This window comes from Actinoplanes sp. NBRC 103695 (assembly GCF_030269485.1).
Taxonomy (GTDB): domain Bacteria; phylum Actinomycetota; class Actinomycetes; order Mycobacteriales; family Micromonosporaceae; genus Actinoplanes.
This window is the reverse complement of the sequence record NZ_BSTL01000001.1, coordinates 107,250-122,793: the sequence shown is the minus strand read 5'-3', so window position 1 is coordinate 122,793 and position 15,544 is coordinate 107,250. Positions and strand designations below refer to the sequence as shown.

Annotated in this window: 15 protein-coding genes; 7 read left to right on the top strand and 8 right to left on the bottom strand. The window is 70.5% G+C overall.

The annotated features are described in order from the left end of the window. Positions 1–26: 26 nt before the first annotated feature. Positions 27–1,184 (bottom strand): cytochrome P450, encoded by a 1,158-nt coding sequence (locus tag QSK31_RS00520; RefSeq protein WP_285679889.1) that lies wholly within the window; start codon positions 1,182–1,184, stop codon positions 27–29. A gap of 63 nt (positions 1,185–1,247) precedes the next feature. Here QSK31_RS00520 and QSK31_RS00515 point away from each other — a divergent pair, with 63 nt between their 5' ends. The 3 genes from QSK31_RS00515 (at position 1,248) to QSK31_RS00505 (ending at position 3,561) form a co-directional block, all read left to right on the top strand. Next, positions 1,248–1,601, top strand: a complete 354-nt coding sequence (locus QSK31_RS00515) for a PadR family transcriptional regulator (protein WP_285679887.1) — start codon at positions 1,248–1,250, stop codon at positions 1,599–1,601. Next, complete coding sequence (locus QSK31_RS00510) at positions 1,598–2,575, top strand: permease prefix domain 1-containing protein (RefSeq protein ID WP_285679885.1); 978 nt, start codon at positions 1,598–1,600, stop codon at positions 2,573–2,575. The genes QSK31_RS00515 and QSK31_RS00510 overlap by 4 nt, the downstream gene beginning before the upstream one ends. Positions 2,576–2,643: 68 nt before the next feature. Continuing rightward, the gene (locus QSK31_RS00505) at positions 2,644–3,561 is read left to right on the top strand and encodes a hypothetical protein (RefSeq protein ID WP_285679884.1); all 918 of its coding nucleotides are present in this window, start codon (positions 2,644–2,646) and stop codon (positions 3,559–3,561) included. Positions 3,562–3,599: 38 nt separating this feature from the next. On the opposite strand, the gene QSK31_RS00500 is transcribed toward QSK31_RS00505, so the two are convergent. The 3 genes from QSK31_RS00500 to QSK31_RS00485 all read right to left on the bottom strand — a co-directional run bounded on the left by QSK31_RS00500 (position 3,600) and on the right by QSK31_RS00485 (position 6,309). Next, entirely contained in the window at positions 3,600–4,451 is an 852-nt protein-coding gene (locus tag QSK31_RS00500) for an aldo/keto reductase (RefSeq protein WP_285679882.1), read from the bottom strand. Between the two features lie 18 nt (positions 4,452–4,469). After that, on the bottom strand, positions 4,470–4,697 hold the full coding sequence (locus QSK31_RS00495; protein ID WP_285680477.1) for a hypothetical protein: 228 nt from the start codon (positions 4,695–4,697) through the stop codon (positions 4,470–4,472). Positions 4,698–4,959: 262 nt separating this feature from the next. After that, positions 4,960–6,309, bottom strand: a complete 1,350-nt coding sequence (locus QSK31_RS00485; RefSeq protein ID WP_285679879.1) for a CBM96 family carbohydrate-binding protein — start codon at positions 6,307–6,309, stop codon at positions 4,960–4,962. Positions 6,310–6,403: 94 nt separating this feature from the next. On the opposite strand from QSK31_RS00485, the gene QSK31_RS00480 reads away from it, so the two are divergent. Both QSK31_RS00480 and QSK31_RS00475 read left to right on the top strand, forming a co-directional pair. Next, complete coding sequence (locus QSK31_RS00480; protein WP_285679878.1) at positions 6,404–7,618, top strand: MFS transporter; 1,215 nt, start codon at positions 6,404–6,406, stop codon at positions 7,616–7,618. Then, a complete protein-coding gene (locus QSK31_RS00475; RefSeq protein WP_285679876.1) occupies positions 7,615–8,574 on the top strand; it encodes a TolB family protein in 960 nt (319 codons plus the stop codon). The genes QSK31_RS00480 and QSK31_RS00475 overlap by 4 nt, the downstream gene beginning before the upstream one ends. On the opposite strand, the gene QSK31_RS00470 is transcribed toward QSK31_RS00475, so the two are convergent. Together QSK31_RS00470 and QSK31_RS00465 are read right to left on the bottom strand one after the other, a co-directional pair. Further along, positions 8,571–10,742, bottom strand: coding sequence for an esterase-like activity of phytase family protein (locus QSK31_RS00470; protein WP_285679874.1), 2,172 nt, complete (start codon positions 10,740–10,742; stop codon positions 8,571–8,573). The genes QSK31_RS00475 and QSK31_RS00470 overlap by 4 nt on opposite strands. Positions 10,743–10,751: 9 nt before the next feature. Beyond that, positions 10,752–10,922, bottom strand: a complete 171-nt coding sequence (locus QSK31_RS00465) for a phosphodiester glycosidase family protein (RefSeq protein ID WP_285679872.1) — start codon at positions 10,920–10,922, stop codon at positions 10,752–10,754. Positions 10,923–11,017: 95 nt separating this feature from the next. On the opposite strand from QSK31_RS00465, the gene QSK31_RS00460 reads away from it, so the two are divergent. Continuing rightward, positions 11,018–11,698 carry a hypothetical protein gene (locus QSK31_RS00460; RefSeq protein WP_285679870.1) on the top strand — a complete coding sequence of 227 codons (681 nt, stop codon included), beginning with the start codon at positions 11,018–11,020 and terminating at the stop codon, positions 11,696–11,698. A gap of 8 nt (positions 11,699–11,706) precedes the next feature. Here the strand turns inward: QSK31_RS00460 and QSK31_RS00455 are convergent, their stop codons facing one another. Next, positions 11,707–12,504: an SAM-dependent methyltransferase gene (locus tag QSK31_RS00455; RefSeq protein ID WP_285679868.1), complete on the bottom strand. Its 798-nt coding sequence runs from the start codon at positions 12,502–12,504 to the stop codon at positions 11,707–11,709. A gap of 60 nt (positions 12,505–12,564) precedes the next feature. Between QSK31_RS00455 and QSK31_RS00450 the strand changes: the two genes are divergently transcribed. Then, the gene (locus QSK31_RS00450) at positions 12,565–13,647 is read left to right on the top strand and encodes a hypothetical protein (RefSeq protein ID WP_285679866.1); all 1,083 of its coding nucleotides are present in this window, start codon (positions 12,565–12,567) and stop codon (positions 13,645–13,647) included. Positions 13,648–13,786: 139 nt separating this feature from the next. Here the strand turns inward: QSK31_RS00450 and QSK31_RS00445 are convergent, their stop codons facing one another. Next, positions 13,787–15,544, bottom strand: coding sequence for a glycoside hydrolase family 5 protein (locus QSK31_RS00445; RefSeq protein WP_285679865.1), 1,758 nt, complete (start codon positions 15,542–15,544; stop codon positions 13,787–13,789).

The following is a 15,544-nucleotide window of genomic DNA, read 5'->3' as shown; positions in this document are numbered from 1 at the left end:
CGGGACGGTCAGGACGGGCGGGACGGTCAGGACGGGCGGGTGGTGAGCGGAACGGCGTGGTAGGCGCGCAGCACGAAGGTCGGCCGCTGCACCGGCTCGGCGGCCAGCGCCAGTGCCGGGGCGTGGTCCAGCAGCGCCGACAGGCCGGCCTGGAGTTCGATGCGGGCCAGCGGCGCGCCCAGGCAGAAGTGCAGGCCGGCGCCGAAGCCCAGGTGCGGGTTGGGGTCGCGGCCCACGTCGAAGGTGTCCGGGTCGGTGAAGACGGCCGGATCGCGGTTCGCCGCGCCCAGCAGGGCCGCCACCTCGGCTCCGGCCGGGATGGTGACCTCGCCCAGGCGGACGTCGGCCGCGGCGGTGCGGATGAACATGTGCAGCGGCGGGTCGTAGCGGATCATCTCCTCCCCCGCCGTCGCGATCAGGCCGCGGTCCGCTCTCAGCCGCGCCAGCTGTTCCGGATGCCGCAGCAGGGCGACCACGCCGCCGCCGAACGCGTTGACCGACGCCTCGTGGCCGGCGTTCAGCAGCAGGATCGCCGACGCCACCAGTTCGTCGGCGGTGAGCCCGTCCTTGACCGACACCAGGTGTGAGATCAAGTCCTCGCGGGGCGACGCTGCGCGGCGGGCGGCCAGGTCGCGCAGATAGTCGGCGAACTCCCGGCACGCTTCCAGCGCCGCCGCCTCCACCTCCGGTGTGCGCCGCACCTCGTACATCCGCACGATCGCCGCCGACCACGGCCGCAGCCGGTGCCGATCGGGCTCGGGCACGCCCAGCAGTTCGGCGATGACCGTGACGGCCAGCGGCTCCGCGACGTCGGCCAGCAGGTCGAACTCCGCGCCGGCCGCGGCGAGCAACGACCGGGCCGACCCGGCGACCGCGGGCGCCAGGCGGGAGACGTGGCCGCGCGCGAACGCCGTGGCCACCAGCGACCGCAGCCGAGTGTGGACGGGCGGCTCGTTCTCCATCATCTGGTTGCGGTGCAGCAGGTTGAACGGCTCGAAGACGTCGACCGGCTCCCGGTCCCGCCACAGCCGCCCGAGCCGCCGGTCCCGCAGCACCGCGTCCGCGTCCGCGTGCCCGGCCGCCAGCCACCGCCCGGTCCCCGGATGCCAGCTGATCGAGGGCAGCCGCCGCAACGCCGGATAGGGATCGCGGATGAACGCCGGGTCCGAGAAGTCAATCTCCACAGCCGCACGCTACTGGGAAGTTGGGTCTCGTCATATTGTGTCTCACACAGTATAGTGTTCACCATGACAATGGATGCGACGCTAGCCGGGCACCTGCAGGAGCTGCGCCGCGGCACGGTCGTCGTCGCGAGCCTGACCGTGCTGCGGACGCCCGGATACGGATATTCGCTGCTCGAGTCGCTGAGCCAGGCCGGCTTCGAGGTGGAGGCCAACACGCTCTACCCGCTGCTGCGGCGCCTGGAGACGCAGGGCCTGCTGACCAGCTCGTGGAACACGGACGAGGCCCGGCCGCGGAAGTTCTACACGACCACCGAGCAGGGCGACGCGCTGGCGTCCGCGCTGCGTGACGAGTGGGCGCGGCTCGACCGTGCCATCAACGACCTGGACGACCACGCCGCCATGGGGGGCAACTCATGACCACGCTCATCGACCGCTACGTCTTCACCGTGCTGCGCCGGGTGCCCGAGCGTCAGCGCCCCGACATCGAGCGCGAGCTCCGCGCCAGCATCGCCGACGCGGTGGACTCCCGCGTCGACGGCGGCGAGCCCGAGGCCGCCGCGATCGAGGCGACGCTGGTCGAGCTCGGCGACCCCGACAAACTGGCCGACGGCTACGCCGACCGCCCGCAGTACCTGATCGGCCCCGACATGTTCCCGGTCTGGCGCCGCCTGATGACCCTGTTCTTCACCACGGTGCTGCCGATCGTCGCCGTGGTCGCGGTGGTCGTGAAGGTGCTCGACGGCGCCACCTTCGGCACGGTCATCGGCGCCGCGATCAGCGCCGCCATCACCACCGCCGCGCACCTGGCGTTCTGGACGACGGGCATCTTCGCCCTGCTGGAGCGCACCGGCGTCAACCGCGGCGGCCTGCCGATGCGCCACACCTGGGCGCTGGCCGACCTGCCCAGGTACGAGGCCGGTTTCCAGACCCTCGGCCAGTTCGCGGCGAACCTGGTGTGGCCGGTCCTGCTGATCGTCGCCCTGGTGCTCCAGCAGTTCACGTTCTTCGACGTGCCCGTGCTCGACCCGGCCGGCTGGTCCTTCTGGTGGCCGTACCTGATCGCGGTCCTCCTGCTGGAGTGCGCCTACGCCGTCTGGCTCTTCCGCCGCGGCGCCTGGTCCCACACGGTGACGGCGGTCAACGCGGTGCTCGCGGTGCTCTCCGCCGCCCCGATGATCTGGCTGCTGTCCACCGAGCAGTTCTTCAACCCGGCGTTCCTCGGCAGCCTCGGCTGGGGCACCGACCCGCTCAACTGGCTGACCTGGACGGTCATCGCGTCGGTGGCCCTGACCGCGATCTTCGACGTCGCCGACACGGCCATCCGGGCCGAACGCACCCGTCGCGGCCTGCCGCATCCCTCCCCCGGCCACCACACGGTGGGCGTCCACTGATTCCCGCACTGATTCCTGATGGGGCGGGGGCCGGTCTCGGCTCCCGCCCCGGCTGGCATGCTGTATCGATGTTCGGCTCTCAAGCACTGGAGACCGCGGTCGGCCTCGCGCTGCTGTTCTTCGTCCTGTCGTCGCTGGCCTCGGCGCTGGTCGAGGGGCTGTCCCGGCTGCTGCGCAAGCGTTCCAAGGACCTGGAGGCGACCATCGGGCAGATGCTCGGCGACGCGCGTAACCCGGTCGGCGACCAGCGGCGCGCCCTGGAGATGTTCCAGGGGACGGCGGTCTACAGCTCGATCGAGGCGGCCTCCCGGCAGGGCGCCTGGTTCCTCAAGAGTCGCGCCAAACCGGCCTACCTGTCCGCGCGGTCGTTCGCCGACGCGCTCACCGAGCTGGGCGCGCTGACCGCGCCGACCGGGCTGCCGGGGCTGGACAAGCGGGTCGAGGCGCTGACCGCCGAGACCGGCGCCCGGGTGATCGAGGTCAAGGCGGGCCTGGAGAGCTGGTTCGACGAGACGATGAGCCGTCTCGGCGAGGCGTACAAGAGGTGGAGCACCGGGATTCTGTTCTTCATCGCGCTGGCGGTCGCGGTGCTGGGCAACGTGTCCACCATCCACGTCGCCCAGTCGCTGTGGCGGCAGCCGGTGCTGCGCGAGGCGGCCGTCAACGCCGCGTCCTCCTCGTCCCCCGGCGACAACCTGCGGACGATCGAGGACATGGCCTCGCTGGGCCTCCCGGTCGGCTGGACCGGCGCCGCCGACTGGGCGAGCGCCGCCTGGCTCGGCCCGCACGTCGCGGGCTGGCTGATCACCGCCCTGCTGCTGATGCTGGGCGCGCCGTTCTGGTTCGACACACTGTCCAAGCTGGTCGCGCTGCGCAGCACCGGCGCCCGGCCGCCGCTCGCCGGCAAGGACGAGGGCTCGGCCACCACCATGGTCGCGGCCTCGGCCCCGTCCCCGGTGATCGAGCGGCGGGCCGGCGAATCCTGATCCCGGCCACCTCGAGCGGGCCGGCCCGGCAGGAAAGCTCAGGCCCCGCCGGTGATCGCCGCCACGTCGGTCTGGCTCAGCTTGATGGACGCGGCCACCGTGTTCTCCTCCAGGTGGCCCACCGAGCCGGTGCCCGGGATCGGCAGGATCGCCGGGGACCGGGCGAGCAGCCAGGCCAGCACGATCTGGTGCGGGGTCGCGCCGTGCTCCCGCGCCAGCCGCTGCACGGTCGCGTTGCCCTGGTGGTCCTGGATCGGGGCCCACGGCAGGAACGTGATCCGCTCCTGCTCGCACAGATCCACCAGCGACTCTGAACGCCGGTCGTCGATGTTGTAGCGGTTCTGGATCGACACGATCGGCGTCAGCGCCTGCGCCACCCGCAGCTGCTCCTCGGAGAAGTTGGAGACGCCGATGTGCCGGATCTTGCCCTCGTTCTTGAGCTCGACCAGCGCGCCGATCGAGTCCTCCAGCGGCACGCTCGGGTCGGGCCGGTGGAACTGGTAGAGCGGGATCTGCTCCAGCCGCAGCTTGCGCAGGCTGCCCTCGGCCGCCGCGCGCAGGTGCTCGGGCCGCCCGTTGACCGGCCACTGCCCCGGCCCGGTCCGCTCCAGCCCGCCCTTGGTGGCAATGACAAGATCTTCCGGGTACGGGTGGAGAGCCTCCGCGATCAGCTCCTCGCTCACATCCGGCCCGTACGAGTCGGCGGTGTCGATGAAGTTGATGCCGAGCTCGACCACCCGCCGGAGCACCGCGACGGCGTCCTCCCGGCTCTTCGGCGGCCCCCAGATCCCGTCCCCGGTGACCCGCATGGCGCCGAACCCGAGACGGTTGACCGTCAGGTCCCCGCCGACGTCGATCGTGCCCGCGGCACCGGCCTGTGGTGTGGTCACGTCAAGCTCCTCTGATCGTTAGCCTCGCTCACGATCGACCCTACGCCCGTCCGCCGGGACTCGCGCCACGACGAAGGCGAACAGGAGCACCATCACACCGACACCGGCCCACATCGAGCGCTGCCCGGCGAGAAGCCGGGCCACGATCATGACCTCGGCCGACGTGGCGAGTCCGGCATCTCGGTCAGCACGCTGTCCCGGCTCGAGGCCGGGCTGCGACGGCCCACCCTCGTTCGACTCGCGCACCCCGCACTGGTTCGGCGCGACGAGCGCGGGCCCGGTCGAGTTCCTCAGCCTGATCGGCCGCCAGAGCGAACGCGCGCACGTCCGCGTCGCACCGAAATCGGCTCGGTCCGGCCAGGAATCTCGATCCCGTGGAAGATCTCCGCGACACCCGCCGGCGCCCGGAGGTGCTCCTCCAGCGCCCGGCGGGCTTCCACGTCATCCGGCCACCGCTCCGGCACGACATGGGCCATGCCCCTGATTGTCGCGGCCGCCGGGACAGCGCTCAGTGGCAGGTGCCGGTGCCGGAGTCGGCGTAGGACTGACCGGCGACCGGGACGAACCGCCAGTCGTAGGCGTTGCCGTGCAGGGTGAACTCGAGGACGCCGTACGCGGAGCTGTTGCGGGCCTCGCTGTTGGGCTGGATCGTGCCGAAGCCGTAGTGGCTGGCCCCGCCCATGCCCGCCACCCACGTGCGCAGGCCCCGGGCGGTGTCCACGGCGCCCGACGGGTTCATCGGGGCGAAGCGCTCGTACTGGTGGTTGTGGCCCCAGACCACCACGTCGGCGTTGTTGTCGTAGAGGGCCTGGTACAACGGCCTGGTCGCGGTCGACGGGGCGTGGTTGGCGCCCGAGGTGAAGAGCGGGTGGTGCCAGTACGCCAGCGTGCACGGCTTGGTGCTGGCGGCCAGGTCGGTGCGGAGCCACTGGGTCTGCGCCGACGAGGCGGCCATGCTGATGTTCGAGTTCAGCGAGACGATGTGCCAGTTGCCCAGGTCGTACGAGTAGTAGCCGCGCCCGCTCGGGCCGGCCCGCGTACCGAAGTAGTTGTAGTAGCCCGTCGCACCGGAGGTCACGTAGTCGTGGTTGCCCGGCGTCGGGTAGGTGCGGGAGCGGTGCCGTCCCCACGTGGGCGCGTAGTAGCTCGTGAACTCGGCGGCCGTGCCGCTGTCGTACACGTTGTCGCCGGTGGTGAAGACCGTCCCGGCGATGCCGTCGAGGAGGGTGGCGGTCGCGCTGTCGCCGGAGCCCGAGTCGGCGATGTCGCCGGCGCCGACGAGGACCGGGTCGCCGGACGGTGGCGGCGTGCCCGAGTCGGTGGTGACGACCAGCTGGGGGCCGTTCGCGCCGGTCTCCCGGGTGTCGAAGTAGGCGCCGTCGCTGTTCGACGACGTGCCGCCGAAGCTGACCGTGCCGTCGCCGGTCACCCGGGAGGTGACGTCCACCTCGTACCAGCCGCTCGCGCCGACCGAGCCGATCGTCCCGAGCGCGCCGCCGTCGATGGCCGGCTGGCTGGCCCAGGTCACGCCGGTCTCCGACCAGGTGGTGCTGGACACGCCGGACCAGGTGCCGCCGCTGGGGCTGCCGGTGTTGCCACTGATCGTGTGCAGGCGCAGCCGGGCCGAGGTGACCGTGCCGCTGACGCCGTTGACGGTGAACCGCAGGAACGTCCGGCGCACCGGCGAGTTGTCCACCACGATCTGGGCGGACGTTCCGTAGTTGGTGCCGGTGGCGTCGTTCTGCACGTACGTGTCGGCGACAGCGGTGAAGGTCGTGGCGGCAGCGGAGGCGGGTGACGCGACCGTGACCGGGAGAACGGCGAGCAGGAGGGCAAGAACGGCGCGGCGGACTCGCATGACTAGAAATATAGGGATGTCGATGGACCGGCGCACGGCCTTCGGGTGAACAACATGTGAGATCCGTTGTGATGCGAGAGATCCACGTCGGACGATGGCCTACGTGTACCTGTCCACCGTGTCACGGCCCGGCCTGACGAAGGGCGTCGTGGGCGGGAACGTCCTCGCGCTCGGCACGGTCAGCCTGATCACCGATGTCTCCAGCGAGATGATCACCGCGGTGCTGCCGATCTACCTGGTCGTCGGCCTGCATCTGAGTCCTCTGGCGTTCGGCGTGCTGGACGGCGTCTACACGGGCGCGACCGCGGTCGTGCGGGTTGCCGGCGGGTACGTCGCCGATCGGGTGCGCGGCCGCAAGCTGGTCGCCGGCCTCGGATACGGGCTGTCGGCGGTGATGAAGCTCGGACTGCTGCTGGCGGGCAGGTCGGTGGGCGCGCTCGGCGTGGTGATCGCCGCGGACCGGTTGGGCAAGGGCTTGCGTACGGCGCCGCGCGACGCGTTGATCAGCCTGTCGGTGCCGCCGGACCAGCTCGGCCGGGCGTTCGGGGTGCACCGGATGATGGACGGCGCCGGGGCGTTCCTCGGGCCGCTGGTGGCGCTCGGGGTGCTGTTCGCGGCGGGCGGCGAGGCGTACGACGCGGTGTTCGTCGCGAGCTTCTGCGTCGCCGCGCTGGGCGTCGTGGTCCTCGTACTTTTCGTGCGGGAACACCCGGCCCCGGTCGCTCCGGTCGTGGCGGCGCCGCGAACCAGGCCGCGGATCAGCAAGAGCATCCTCGGGGCCGCCTGCCTGCTCGGCCTGGCCACGATCGGGGACGGCTTCGTCTACCTGCTGCTCCAGCGCGGCGAGGACCTGGACGTCCGCTGGTTCCCGCTGCTGGCGGTCGGCACCAGCCTCACGTACCTGCTGCTCGCCGCGCCGCTGGGCCGGCTCGCCGACCGGGTGGGCCGGTTGCCGGTGGTGGCCGGCGGCTATCTCGCGCTGGCGGCGACGTACCTGCTGCTGGCCGGCCCGGGCGGCGGCTGGCAGCGCGTGGTGCTGGTGCTGGGCTGTTACGGCCTGTTCTACGCCGCCACGGACGGTGTGCTGATGGCGCTGGTGGCTCCCACGCTGCCGGAACGTCTGCGGACGACCGGTCTGGCCCTGGTGCAGACCGGGCAGGCGCTCGCCTATCTGGTGTCGTCGGTGCTGTTCGGCGCCGCGTGGCAGCTGTGGGGCCCGGACGCCGCGATCCGCTCCGCGGCGGCCCTGGCGGTGGTCGCGGTGATCGCCACGGTCTTTCTCCTCCGCGTACGGAAGGAGGCTCGGTGAAAGCGCGAGTGGGCATCGCCGTGGCGTCGGCGGTCGTGCTCGCCTCGGTGGCGGTCGGTTATGCCGCGTTGGCGAGGGATGACAGCGAGCTGACGGCGTACCAGGGAAGGTTTTCTCTCACGCCGGGGCCGAGCCTGCTCACCGTGACCGACCGGCACCTGGCCCTGGTCGACGCCGCCGACCCCGGCGGGCCACGCGGCGTGTCCCCCGTCGAATGCCTGCGCGCCTTCGCGGCCGCCGGCACCGGGGTCTGCCTGCGCCCCACCGACCCGTGGTCCAACGAGCTCGTCGTGCTCGACGCGGACCTGAAACCGGAGCGCGCCTTCGCGATCCCGGGCCAGCCGAACCGCGCGCGGGTCTCACCGTCGGGGCGAATGGTCGCGTGGACCACGTTCGTCGGCGGCGACTCGTACGCGACAGGCGGATTCTCCACGCGCACCGGCATCCTGGACACCACCACCGGCGCGACGGTGATGTCGCTGGAGAGCTTCGCGATCACGCGGGACGGCAAGCCTTATCGCAACGTGGACGTGAACTACTGGGGTGTCACGTTCGCGCGCGACGACAACACGTTCTACGCGACGCTGGGCACGGCCGGGGAGCGCTACCTGGTGCGCGGCGACTGGACGGCGCGGCGGGTGGTGACGCTGAAGGCGAACGTGGAGTGCCCGTCGCTGTCCCCGGACGGGACGCGGGTGGCCTTCAAGGAGGCGGTCGCCGGCGACCCGGCGCGCGGGTGGCGGCTGTCGGTGCTGGACCTGGCGACGATGCGGGTGACCGCGACCGCCGAGACCGCGAGCGTGGACGACCAGGCGGCGTGGCTGGACGACCGGACCCTGGCGTACACGTTGCGACAGGACGACGGCCGGCCGGACGTCCACGCCGTGCCCGCGAACGGGACCGGCGCCCCGCACCTGCTGGTGCCGGGCGCCGAATCACCGTCATCGTTGCGTTAGGTCCTGTCCCGCAGGCCCGGCACGTCGATCGTGATGATCTCGGTGTCGTCGGGCCTGCCCGGGATGCGGCCGTCGTTGCCGGGGAAGTTGTTGTCGTTGGCCACCAGGACCTTCTCGCCCCGCAACGGCAGCACGGTCTCCACCGACTGCAGCGGGAACGAGAAGAGCGGGCCGACGCCGTACTCCCCCGGCCGGGCCGGAAGGGACAGGCCCCTGGGGTCGGCGACGCGCATCAGGTCGACGACCTGTTCGCGCGGCAGGTAGCCGTCCGTGCCCACCTTGTCGAGGTCGGTCTCGATCAGGCGCTTGACGCGTGCCGCCGGGCCCATGCCGCCGTCCCGCTCGATCAGCAGGATGCGCCGGCCGTCGAGCACCGCGGCGTCGCCCACCGCCAGCGAGGCGTTCTCGTTGGCGAAGCTCCACGTACGCCCGGTGTACCGGCCGGCGCGGACGTCGAACTCGTAGACCACCCGGCGGCGCTGGTCAGGGTCGGCGACGCGGGCGCCTTCCAGGATCGGGTAGAGCGTCCAGCCGTTGCGGCTCACCGCCATCGCCTCGAAGCCCTTGCTGGCGGGCAGGGTCGCCGCCTCCCCCGGTGCCAGGAACGGCGACTGCGGCGACTTGGTGCCGTCGGGCAGCGGGATCGGCGCCTGCAGCACCTTGCCGGTGGCGTCGGTGCGCAGCAGGAACGGCCCGAACTCCTCGCCGAACCACAGGTCTCCGCGCGCGTCCCGCTGCAGCGACTCGAGGTCGAAGTCGGCGCCGGTCAGCAGCCGGTCGGCGGTGTTCTGGTTGACGATCGGGAACGGGACCTTCCGGTCCGGGTCGCGGAGGCTGAGGTAGCCGTTCACCGCGATCGTGTGCCTGCGGTGGTCGGGCGTGATGTCGTACGCCCGGAGCAGGAAGTCCGCCGAGTTGTCCTTGGTACCGAAACCGTTGTCCGGCATGGCGAGCAGCCGCTTGCCGGAGTGGTCGTCAGCGGTCCGCGGGATGATCGCCGAGAAGCCGGGGATGGGCTGGCCCGGGAACGGCGGGGTGATGCCGTTGACCGTGGCCGGCGGCAGCAGTGTGCCGGAGACCGGTCCGGGCTGCCACGCCGTGGCCGACAGGATCGCGCGGCCCGTCAGAGAGACTTCAGGCTTGATGTGTACGGCGAACGTGTAGAGCCGGGTGATCTGGGTGGCGCTGCCGTTGTCGTCGGAGATCAGGTGCACGATCCGGCGGCCGTCGGGCAGCGTCCGTCCCAGCGCGGCGCCCTCGATGTTGTCCAGCAGCGGGTTGGGCTGGGGCTGCTTTGCGGTGGCGCCGGCCGACGGGCAGTTCACGATGTCGGCGAGCAGCTGCTTGCCCAGCCAGGCCCGCGGGTCGGTGAGCGTGCTCAACGAGGCGACGTCCGTGACATCCGCCGCGCCGAGCGTGGAGATCTGGTAGAGCCGGACGGTGTTGCCCACCCCGGCGGTGAACCCGCGCTCGATCGCGATGAGCGTGTCACCGCCGAGGGACAGCAGCTCGACCAGGCCCAGGCCCGGATCGGTCTGATAGGCGTACTGAGCGACCGGGCGAGGGAAGGATCCCTCGTACCGGATGATCCGATTCCCTGAAACGTCGCCGGAGAGCGCGCCCTCCATGCCGGCGTACAGGACCTTGTGGTCGGGGCTGGCCGCGAACGCCTCGAAGGTCTGGTTGACCTGGGCTTCCCCGGCCGGGGTGACCTGGAAGCGGGCCGGCACCGGCAGCGAGCCGATCTCCCGGCCGTCGGACAACCGGAAGCGCCGGATCGACGGCTCCCGCTCCGAGGTGGAAAGAACGTTCTTCCCCCCGCGCTCGACGACCAGGCCCTCGCCGTCGAAGTCCGCCCCCGTGTACGGGGTGCCGTCCGGCCTGGTCAGCAGGGTCACGCCGGTCACCGACGGGCGCTTGAGCGTGAGGTCGTAGACCCGGGCCGGGGTGGTGCCGATGTTGTCCACCAGCGCCAGGGCCCGGTCGTTGCCGGTCGGCGCGATGGCGGACAGGCCGGCGACCGGCGTCCCCTCGAACATGGCCTTGTCGAGCGCGTCCGAGAAGCCGCGCAACGACACGTCCGGTGAGCAGCTGAGGTCGACGGCCGCCGCCTGGAACGGTACGACCGGCACCAGCAGCATCGCCGGCGCGAGCAGTTTGCCTAGCAACGGATCTCCTTATCGGTTACGGAAAATCAGGGCGTCGCCGACGGCCCGCCCGGCGCCGCCGCTCGGCATGGTGACCAAGGCGCCGCGTACGGCCGTCGCGGTGGAGCCGCCGTCGTCGAGGTTGATCGCGTCCGGCAGGCTCAGCGCGGCGGTGACGGACGCGGTGAGCGTACGAATCATGATCGTCAGCTTTGGCTATCCATATGGACACACGGTTACGGCCGGGGTGACCGGAGGGTGGACAGCGGGCGCGACGAGCCGCCATTATGCCGGGCGTGGCAAAGGACACTTTGGATAAATTGACCTGGCCGCCGTCGAAACCGGACGGTGTGTCCCTGATCGAGCTGGTCACGGCGCTGCAGTTCCTGGCGACCGACGAGGACCGGGCGAAGGGCGTCGCCGAGACCAAGTGGGACGCCGACACCCCCGGGTCACTGCAGGTGATCAAGTCCGGCGTGACCAGCATGACCAAGTGGTGGCTCAAGCGGGCCGGCGCGGCCGGCGGCGCGGCGGGCCTGCTCGCGGCGGTCGGCGGCGTGATCATCGGGTCGGTCAAGCCGTTCCGCGACTCGCTCGGCGAACCCATGGCGGTCGCCCTGGTCGCGGCCGGCGCGGTGATCATCTCGGCGACGGTGCTGGCACTGGCACACTTCGTCACCGGCGACCTGCGGGCCCGCTCGTACGCGACGGCCGCCCGCACCGCGGCCCGCGCCGAGGTGGCCAGGGCCTATCTCACCGGGCCGACCACGCCGGCGGAGACACCGGCCGGGTTGCAGGCGGAGCTGATCGCCGCGTTCGGCGCCTTCGACGAGGTCTACGTCAAGGTCAAAGGTGAGCAGGGCTGGCTGGAGGCCATCGGTGTGCGGCGCGGGGCCGAAGGCTTCCAGCTGCGCCTGAAGGACGGCGACTGGAAGCCTCTGGGTGAGGTGGAGCAGTACACGACCACCAGGGTCTGAGCGCTGACCTAAGGTTTGCGGGCGACGGCCGCGTACATGGAGACCTCGGCGGCCGGCGGGGGTGTTTCCTCGGCATGCCACTCGGCCAGCGGAACCACCCCGGGCTCGGCCAGCTCGAGGCCGTCGAAGAACCGGGCGAACTCGGCCCGGCTGCGCAGCCGCCCGGCGCCGTGCTTGCCGGAGGCGAACATGGCGACCGTCTCCGGCGGCAGCCAGTCGCCGGTGGCGTGGGACATGACCAGCCAGCTGCCCGCCGGCAGGGCGGCGACCAGGCGGCCGACCACGCCGTAGGGGTCCTCGTCGTCCTCCACGAAGTGCAGAACCGCGAGCAGCATCAGCGCGACGGGCCGGGTGAGGTCCAGGGTGTCGGCGAGCTCGTCGCTGCGCAGGATGCGCTCGGGGTCACGGACGTCGGCGTCGAGGTAGGTCGTCCGGCCTTCGTCCGAGCTGGTCAGCAACGCCCGGGCGTGGGCGAGCACCAGCGGGTCGTTGTCCACATAGACGATCCGCGACTCCGGTGCGAGGGCCTGCGCGACCTCGTGCGTGTTGTTGGCGGTGGGCAGGCCGGTGCCGATGTCCAGGAACTGCCGGACGCCGAGGCCGGCGAGGTGGGTGACGGTGCGCTGCAGCAGGCGGCGATTCTGCACCACGGCGGTACGGATGCCGGGGAACCGCGCCGCGATCTCGTCACCGGACTGCCGATCGGCGGCAAAGTTGTCCTTGCCGCCCAGCCAGTAGTCGTAGCGCCGAGCCGGATGCGGCACGGACGTGTCGATCTTGGACCAGTCCGCGGAGTCCGTCTGCATCGCGCCATCGTAGACGCCGGATCATGCCGAAAGAAGAGCCAGGATCAAGGGAGCTGCAGGGTGCCGTTGGTGCTGTCCCGGGACAGCTCACGGGACAACGCGACTGCCGCCGTATGGACGCGGGCGATCCCCGCGGCCGGCACGATCCGGGTGCCGGAGGAGGCGGGTCGCGACCGTGGGGCATCCGGGCATCAGCCGCAGGACGCCTCAATGATGACGCGAGAACCCCATATTCTGCCGTTTGGTTCTCATACTCAGTTGGCGCTTCGTACTCTGATGGTCGAACCGTTTGCGTTAGGAGCGACGATGGATGAAGAACGCTTGATAGAGGGACGCCTGGTAAAGATTACAAGGCAGAAGCGGCAAGTGGTTCGGATCCGCGCGGCGAAAGACGCAGGGAAGTTGTGGGAGTACATATTCGAGTTCGCGACCCGGGACGAACATATATCGCGGTCCGACATCAGGCAGCATGCAACCGTTGCTGAACTTGTAGATTGGCTAAGATCTCGCGGCGCCAACCAGATTGAAGATCTGACGGATGTTCAGCTACTGTCCACCCCACCCGACACCAAGTGGTTGAACAAAGCAACAGAAACGGTTGACGGCGCCATAGACGAACTTATCCAATCATTCCTTACGAACCCGCACCTACATCGAGTTGAACACTCGCTTCACCTGCATCTATACGAGCTGCTTGCCCGAGAAGAGGTTTTTCAGGGGCTTCATCCCATTGGCGGCACGGGCCATAAAACGCAACTGATACACAAGGAGTGGCCGGAAACCCGGCCTCGCCCAGACAAGGGCGGTCGCGGGAACTTCGACTTCGCGATCTTGGCGCCCGAACAGCTTGCCGAAGCAAGGTTGGACCAATTTACGGGCGGCCATATTGAAGCCGCGATAGTAATCGAAATTGGCCTGAACTACAACTATAACCACCTCGCGGGGGATCACGTGAAGCTGTCCGAGAGCGCCACGAAAGCCGGCTATCTGGTTGATCTTCGCCGGATTGGGCGGCGGGACAAAATGAGCGAGGATTTGATCTGCAGCCTATCGGACGGAATAAAGGGCGCATTTGCGTACGTTCCTAACGGTGGAACCGCGGTCATCAAACGCGTCGCAGAATCTAAAGTGACCCCCTATTAGCTTCGAAAAGCACTCCCGGCCCCTGAGGTCGCTGGCCTTACAGAAGTACTGGCGAAGCAGGGCGCTGGTAGTCCCGTTGGTCCGCAGCCAAGGGATCGACTGACCCTGTGCCATCCGGGAACGGCCTGAGCCGGCGCGGCTAGCGGCGGCGGCAGAAGAGGGCGTCGGGGGTGCGGGACGAGCCGAGACGGCCGGTGTACGCGATCCCGGCCGCGTACTCGTCGTCGGCGCACTGGCCCTTGTACCGGCCGTACGCGTAATCGCCGCCCGGACCACCGACCGGCCGGTTGTCGCCGCGGTCGAACCAGACCGTGCGGCCCGCACCCGCGAGGGCGCCGGAGGCGCACAGCGCGCTGGACATCGCCGCCCCGCGCACCGCGTAGCCCACCAGGAACGCCCCGGCCGGGCACTGCAGCTTGGTGTAACCGGACGCCCAGTCGTCCGTCACGTATCGCTCGTCGGTCACCACGGTGGACGACGACCAGGGAGGGCCGGCGGAGGTGCAGAGGCCCCGGTTGCCGGTGTGGCTGAGGCCGATCAGGAGCTGGTCGTCGGGGCAGGCCGCCTTGCGCGCGCCCGGATCCCAGTCCCCGGTGTGCCGGGAGGCGATGAAGTCGCCGTGGTCGGGGCTCAGCATCGACCAGCGGGTGACCGGGTCGATGTGTCCGGTGCGGCCGGGCGTTTCCACCAGGCGCCGCCAGTCGGCCGCCCGCCAGTCGTCGGCGACCGAGGTGCGCGCGCCGGCGCTGTCCCAGAAGAGCAGGCCCCAGCCGTTGTTGCCGGTCCAGCTGACCGCCGGCCAGTACGCGAAGTCGGCGTCCGCCTGGATGAGGAAGTCGGCGAAGTTGCCGAACCAGGCCCGCTCCTTCGAACCCGCCGGGGCGTTGCGGTCGATGCCGAACTCGCTGATCCACACCGGCGCGGTGAAGTGCCGGCCAGGCGTCGAGGAGACGTAGAAGGCGTCCCGCTGCAGAACGTCGGAGAGCTCCGTACGCGTGAGGTCTCGGTAGCGCGGGTCGCTGGTCTCTCCCGTGCCGGTCGCGCCGCTGTGGTTGGGGCCGGTGTAGTCGTAGAAGTGGGCGGAGTAGACCAGCTTGCCGGACGTCGTGAGCGTGTGGGAGAGCGTGCGCACCGGCCTGAGGGTGGGGCGCTCGTGCGGGAACCCGTCCACCGGGATGCCGGTCCAGTTGATGCCCTCGACGATGATGAGCAGGTCGGGGTTCGCTTCGCGGAGGATGCGGTCGCCGAGGCGCTGGGATGCGGCGAACCAGTCGTGGTCGTCGCCGAGGCCCCAGTTCGGGTCGTCCCAGACGGTTCGGCGTACCTCGTTGTAGAGGTCCGCGCCGACCACCCGCGGGTTGTCCCGGTACCGCCGGGCCATGGTGAGCCAGGTCTCCTCCCACGCGGCCGTGGTCTGGGAGGTGTTCCACCGCTCGTTGCCGTCGACGCCGCAGCACCAGCGGGTGGTGTTGGTGTGGTTGTTCAGGATCACGGCGAGCCCGGCGCCGGTCAGCGCGGTGACCACCCGGTCGTAGACGGCGAGCGGGGTCAGGCCGCGCATCGACGGGTTGGCCGCCACCGCCGTGTCGGTGACCGGCTGCTGGTCGTGCACCATCTCGCTGGAGAACGGCAGCCGCACACTGTTCGCGGCGAGCTCTCCGATGCCGGCGACGATCTCCTCCAGGGGCGCCCGGTCCAGGCCGAGCGGGATGCGCCCGGAGTCCTCCCCGGCGTGGTGCCCGGTCCCTGTCGAGGTGCCGCTCGCACCGTGCCAGTTGACCGACCTCAGCTTGAACCGCTCTCCGTCCGCGTCGACGATGTAGCGCCCGCGCGTGCTGAGCGGAGCGGTCCAGTCGGACATGGGCGCCGCGGGCGCGGGCAGCAGCGTCAGAAGCAC

Bases quoted from the DNA above. Each gene is read 5' to 3' on its own strand.
- QSK31_RS00510 (WP_285679885.1), top strand. From the start codon at position 1,598: ATGACCACGCTCATCGACCGCTACGTCTTCACCGTGCTGCGCCGGGTG.
- QSK31_RS00515 (WP_285679887.1), top strand. From the start codon at position 1,248: ATGACAATGGATGCGACGCTAGCCGGGCACCTGCAGGAGCTGCGCCGC.
- QSK31_RS00485 (WP_285679879.1), bottom strand. From the start codon at position 6,309: ATGCGAGTCCGCCGCGCCGTTCTTGCCCTCCTGCTCGCCGTTCTCCCG.
- QSK31_RS00455 (WP_285679868.1), bottom strand. From the start codon at position 12,504: ATGCAGACGGACTCCGCGGACTGGTCCAAGATCGACACGTCCGTGCCG.
- QSK31_RS00465 (WP_285679872.1), bottom strand. From the start codon at position 10,922: ATGATTCGTACGCTCACCGCGTCCGTCACCGCCGCGCTGAGCCTGCCG.
- QSK31_RS00505 (WP_285679884.1), top strand. From the start codon at position 2,644: ATGTTCGGCTCTCAAGCACTGGAGACCGCGGTCGGCCTCGCGCTGCTG.
- QSK31_RS00480 (WP_285679878.1), top strand. From the start codon at position 6,404: ATGGCCTACGTGTACCTGTCCACCGTGTCACGGCCCGGCCTGACGAAG.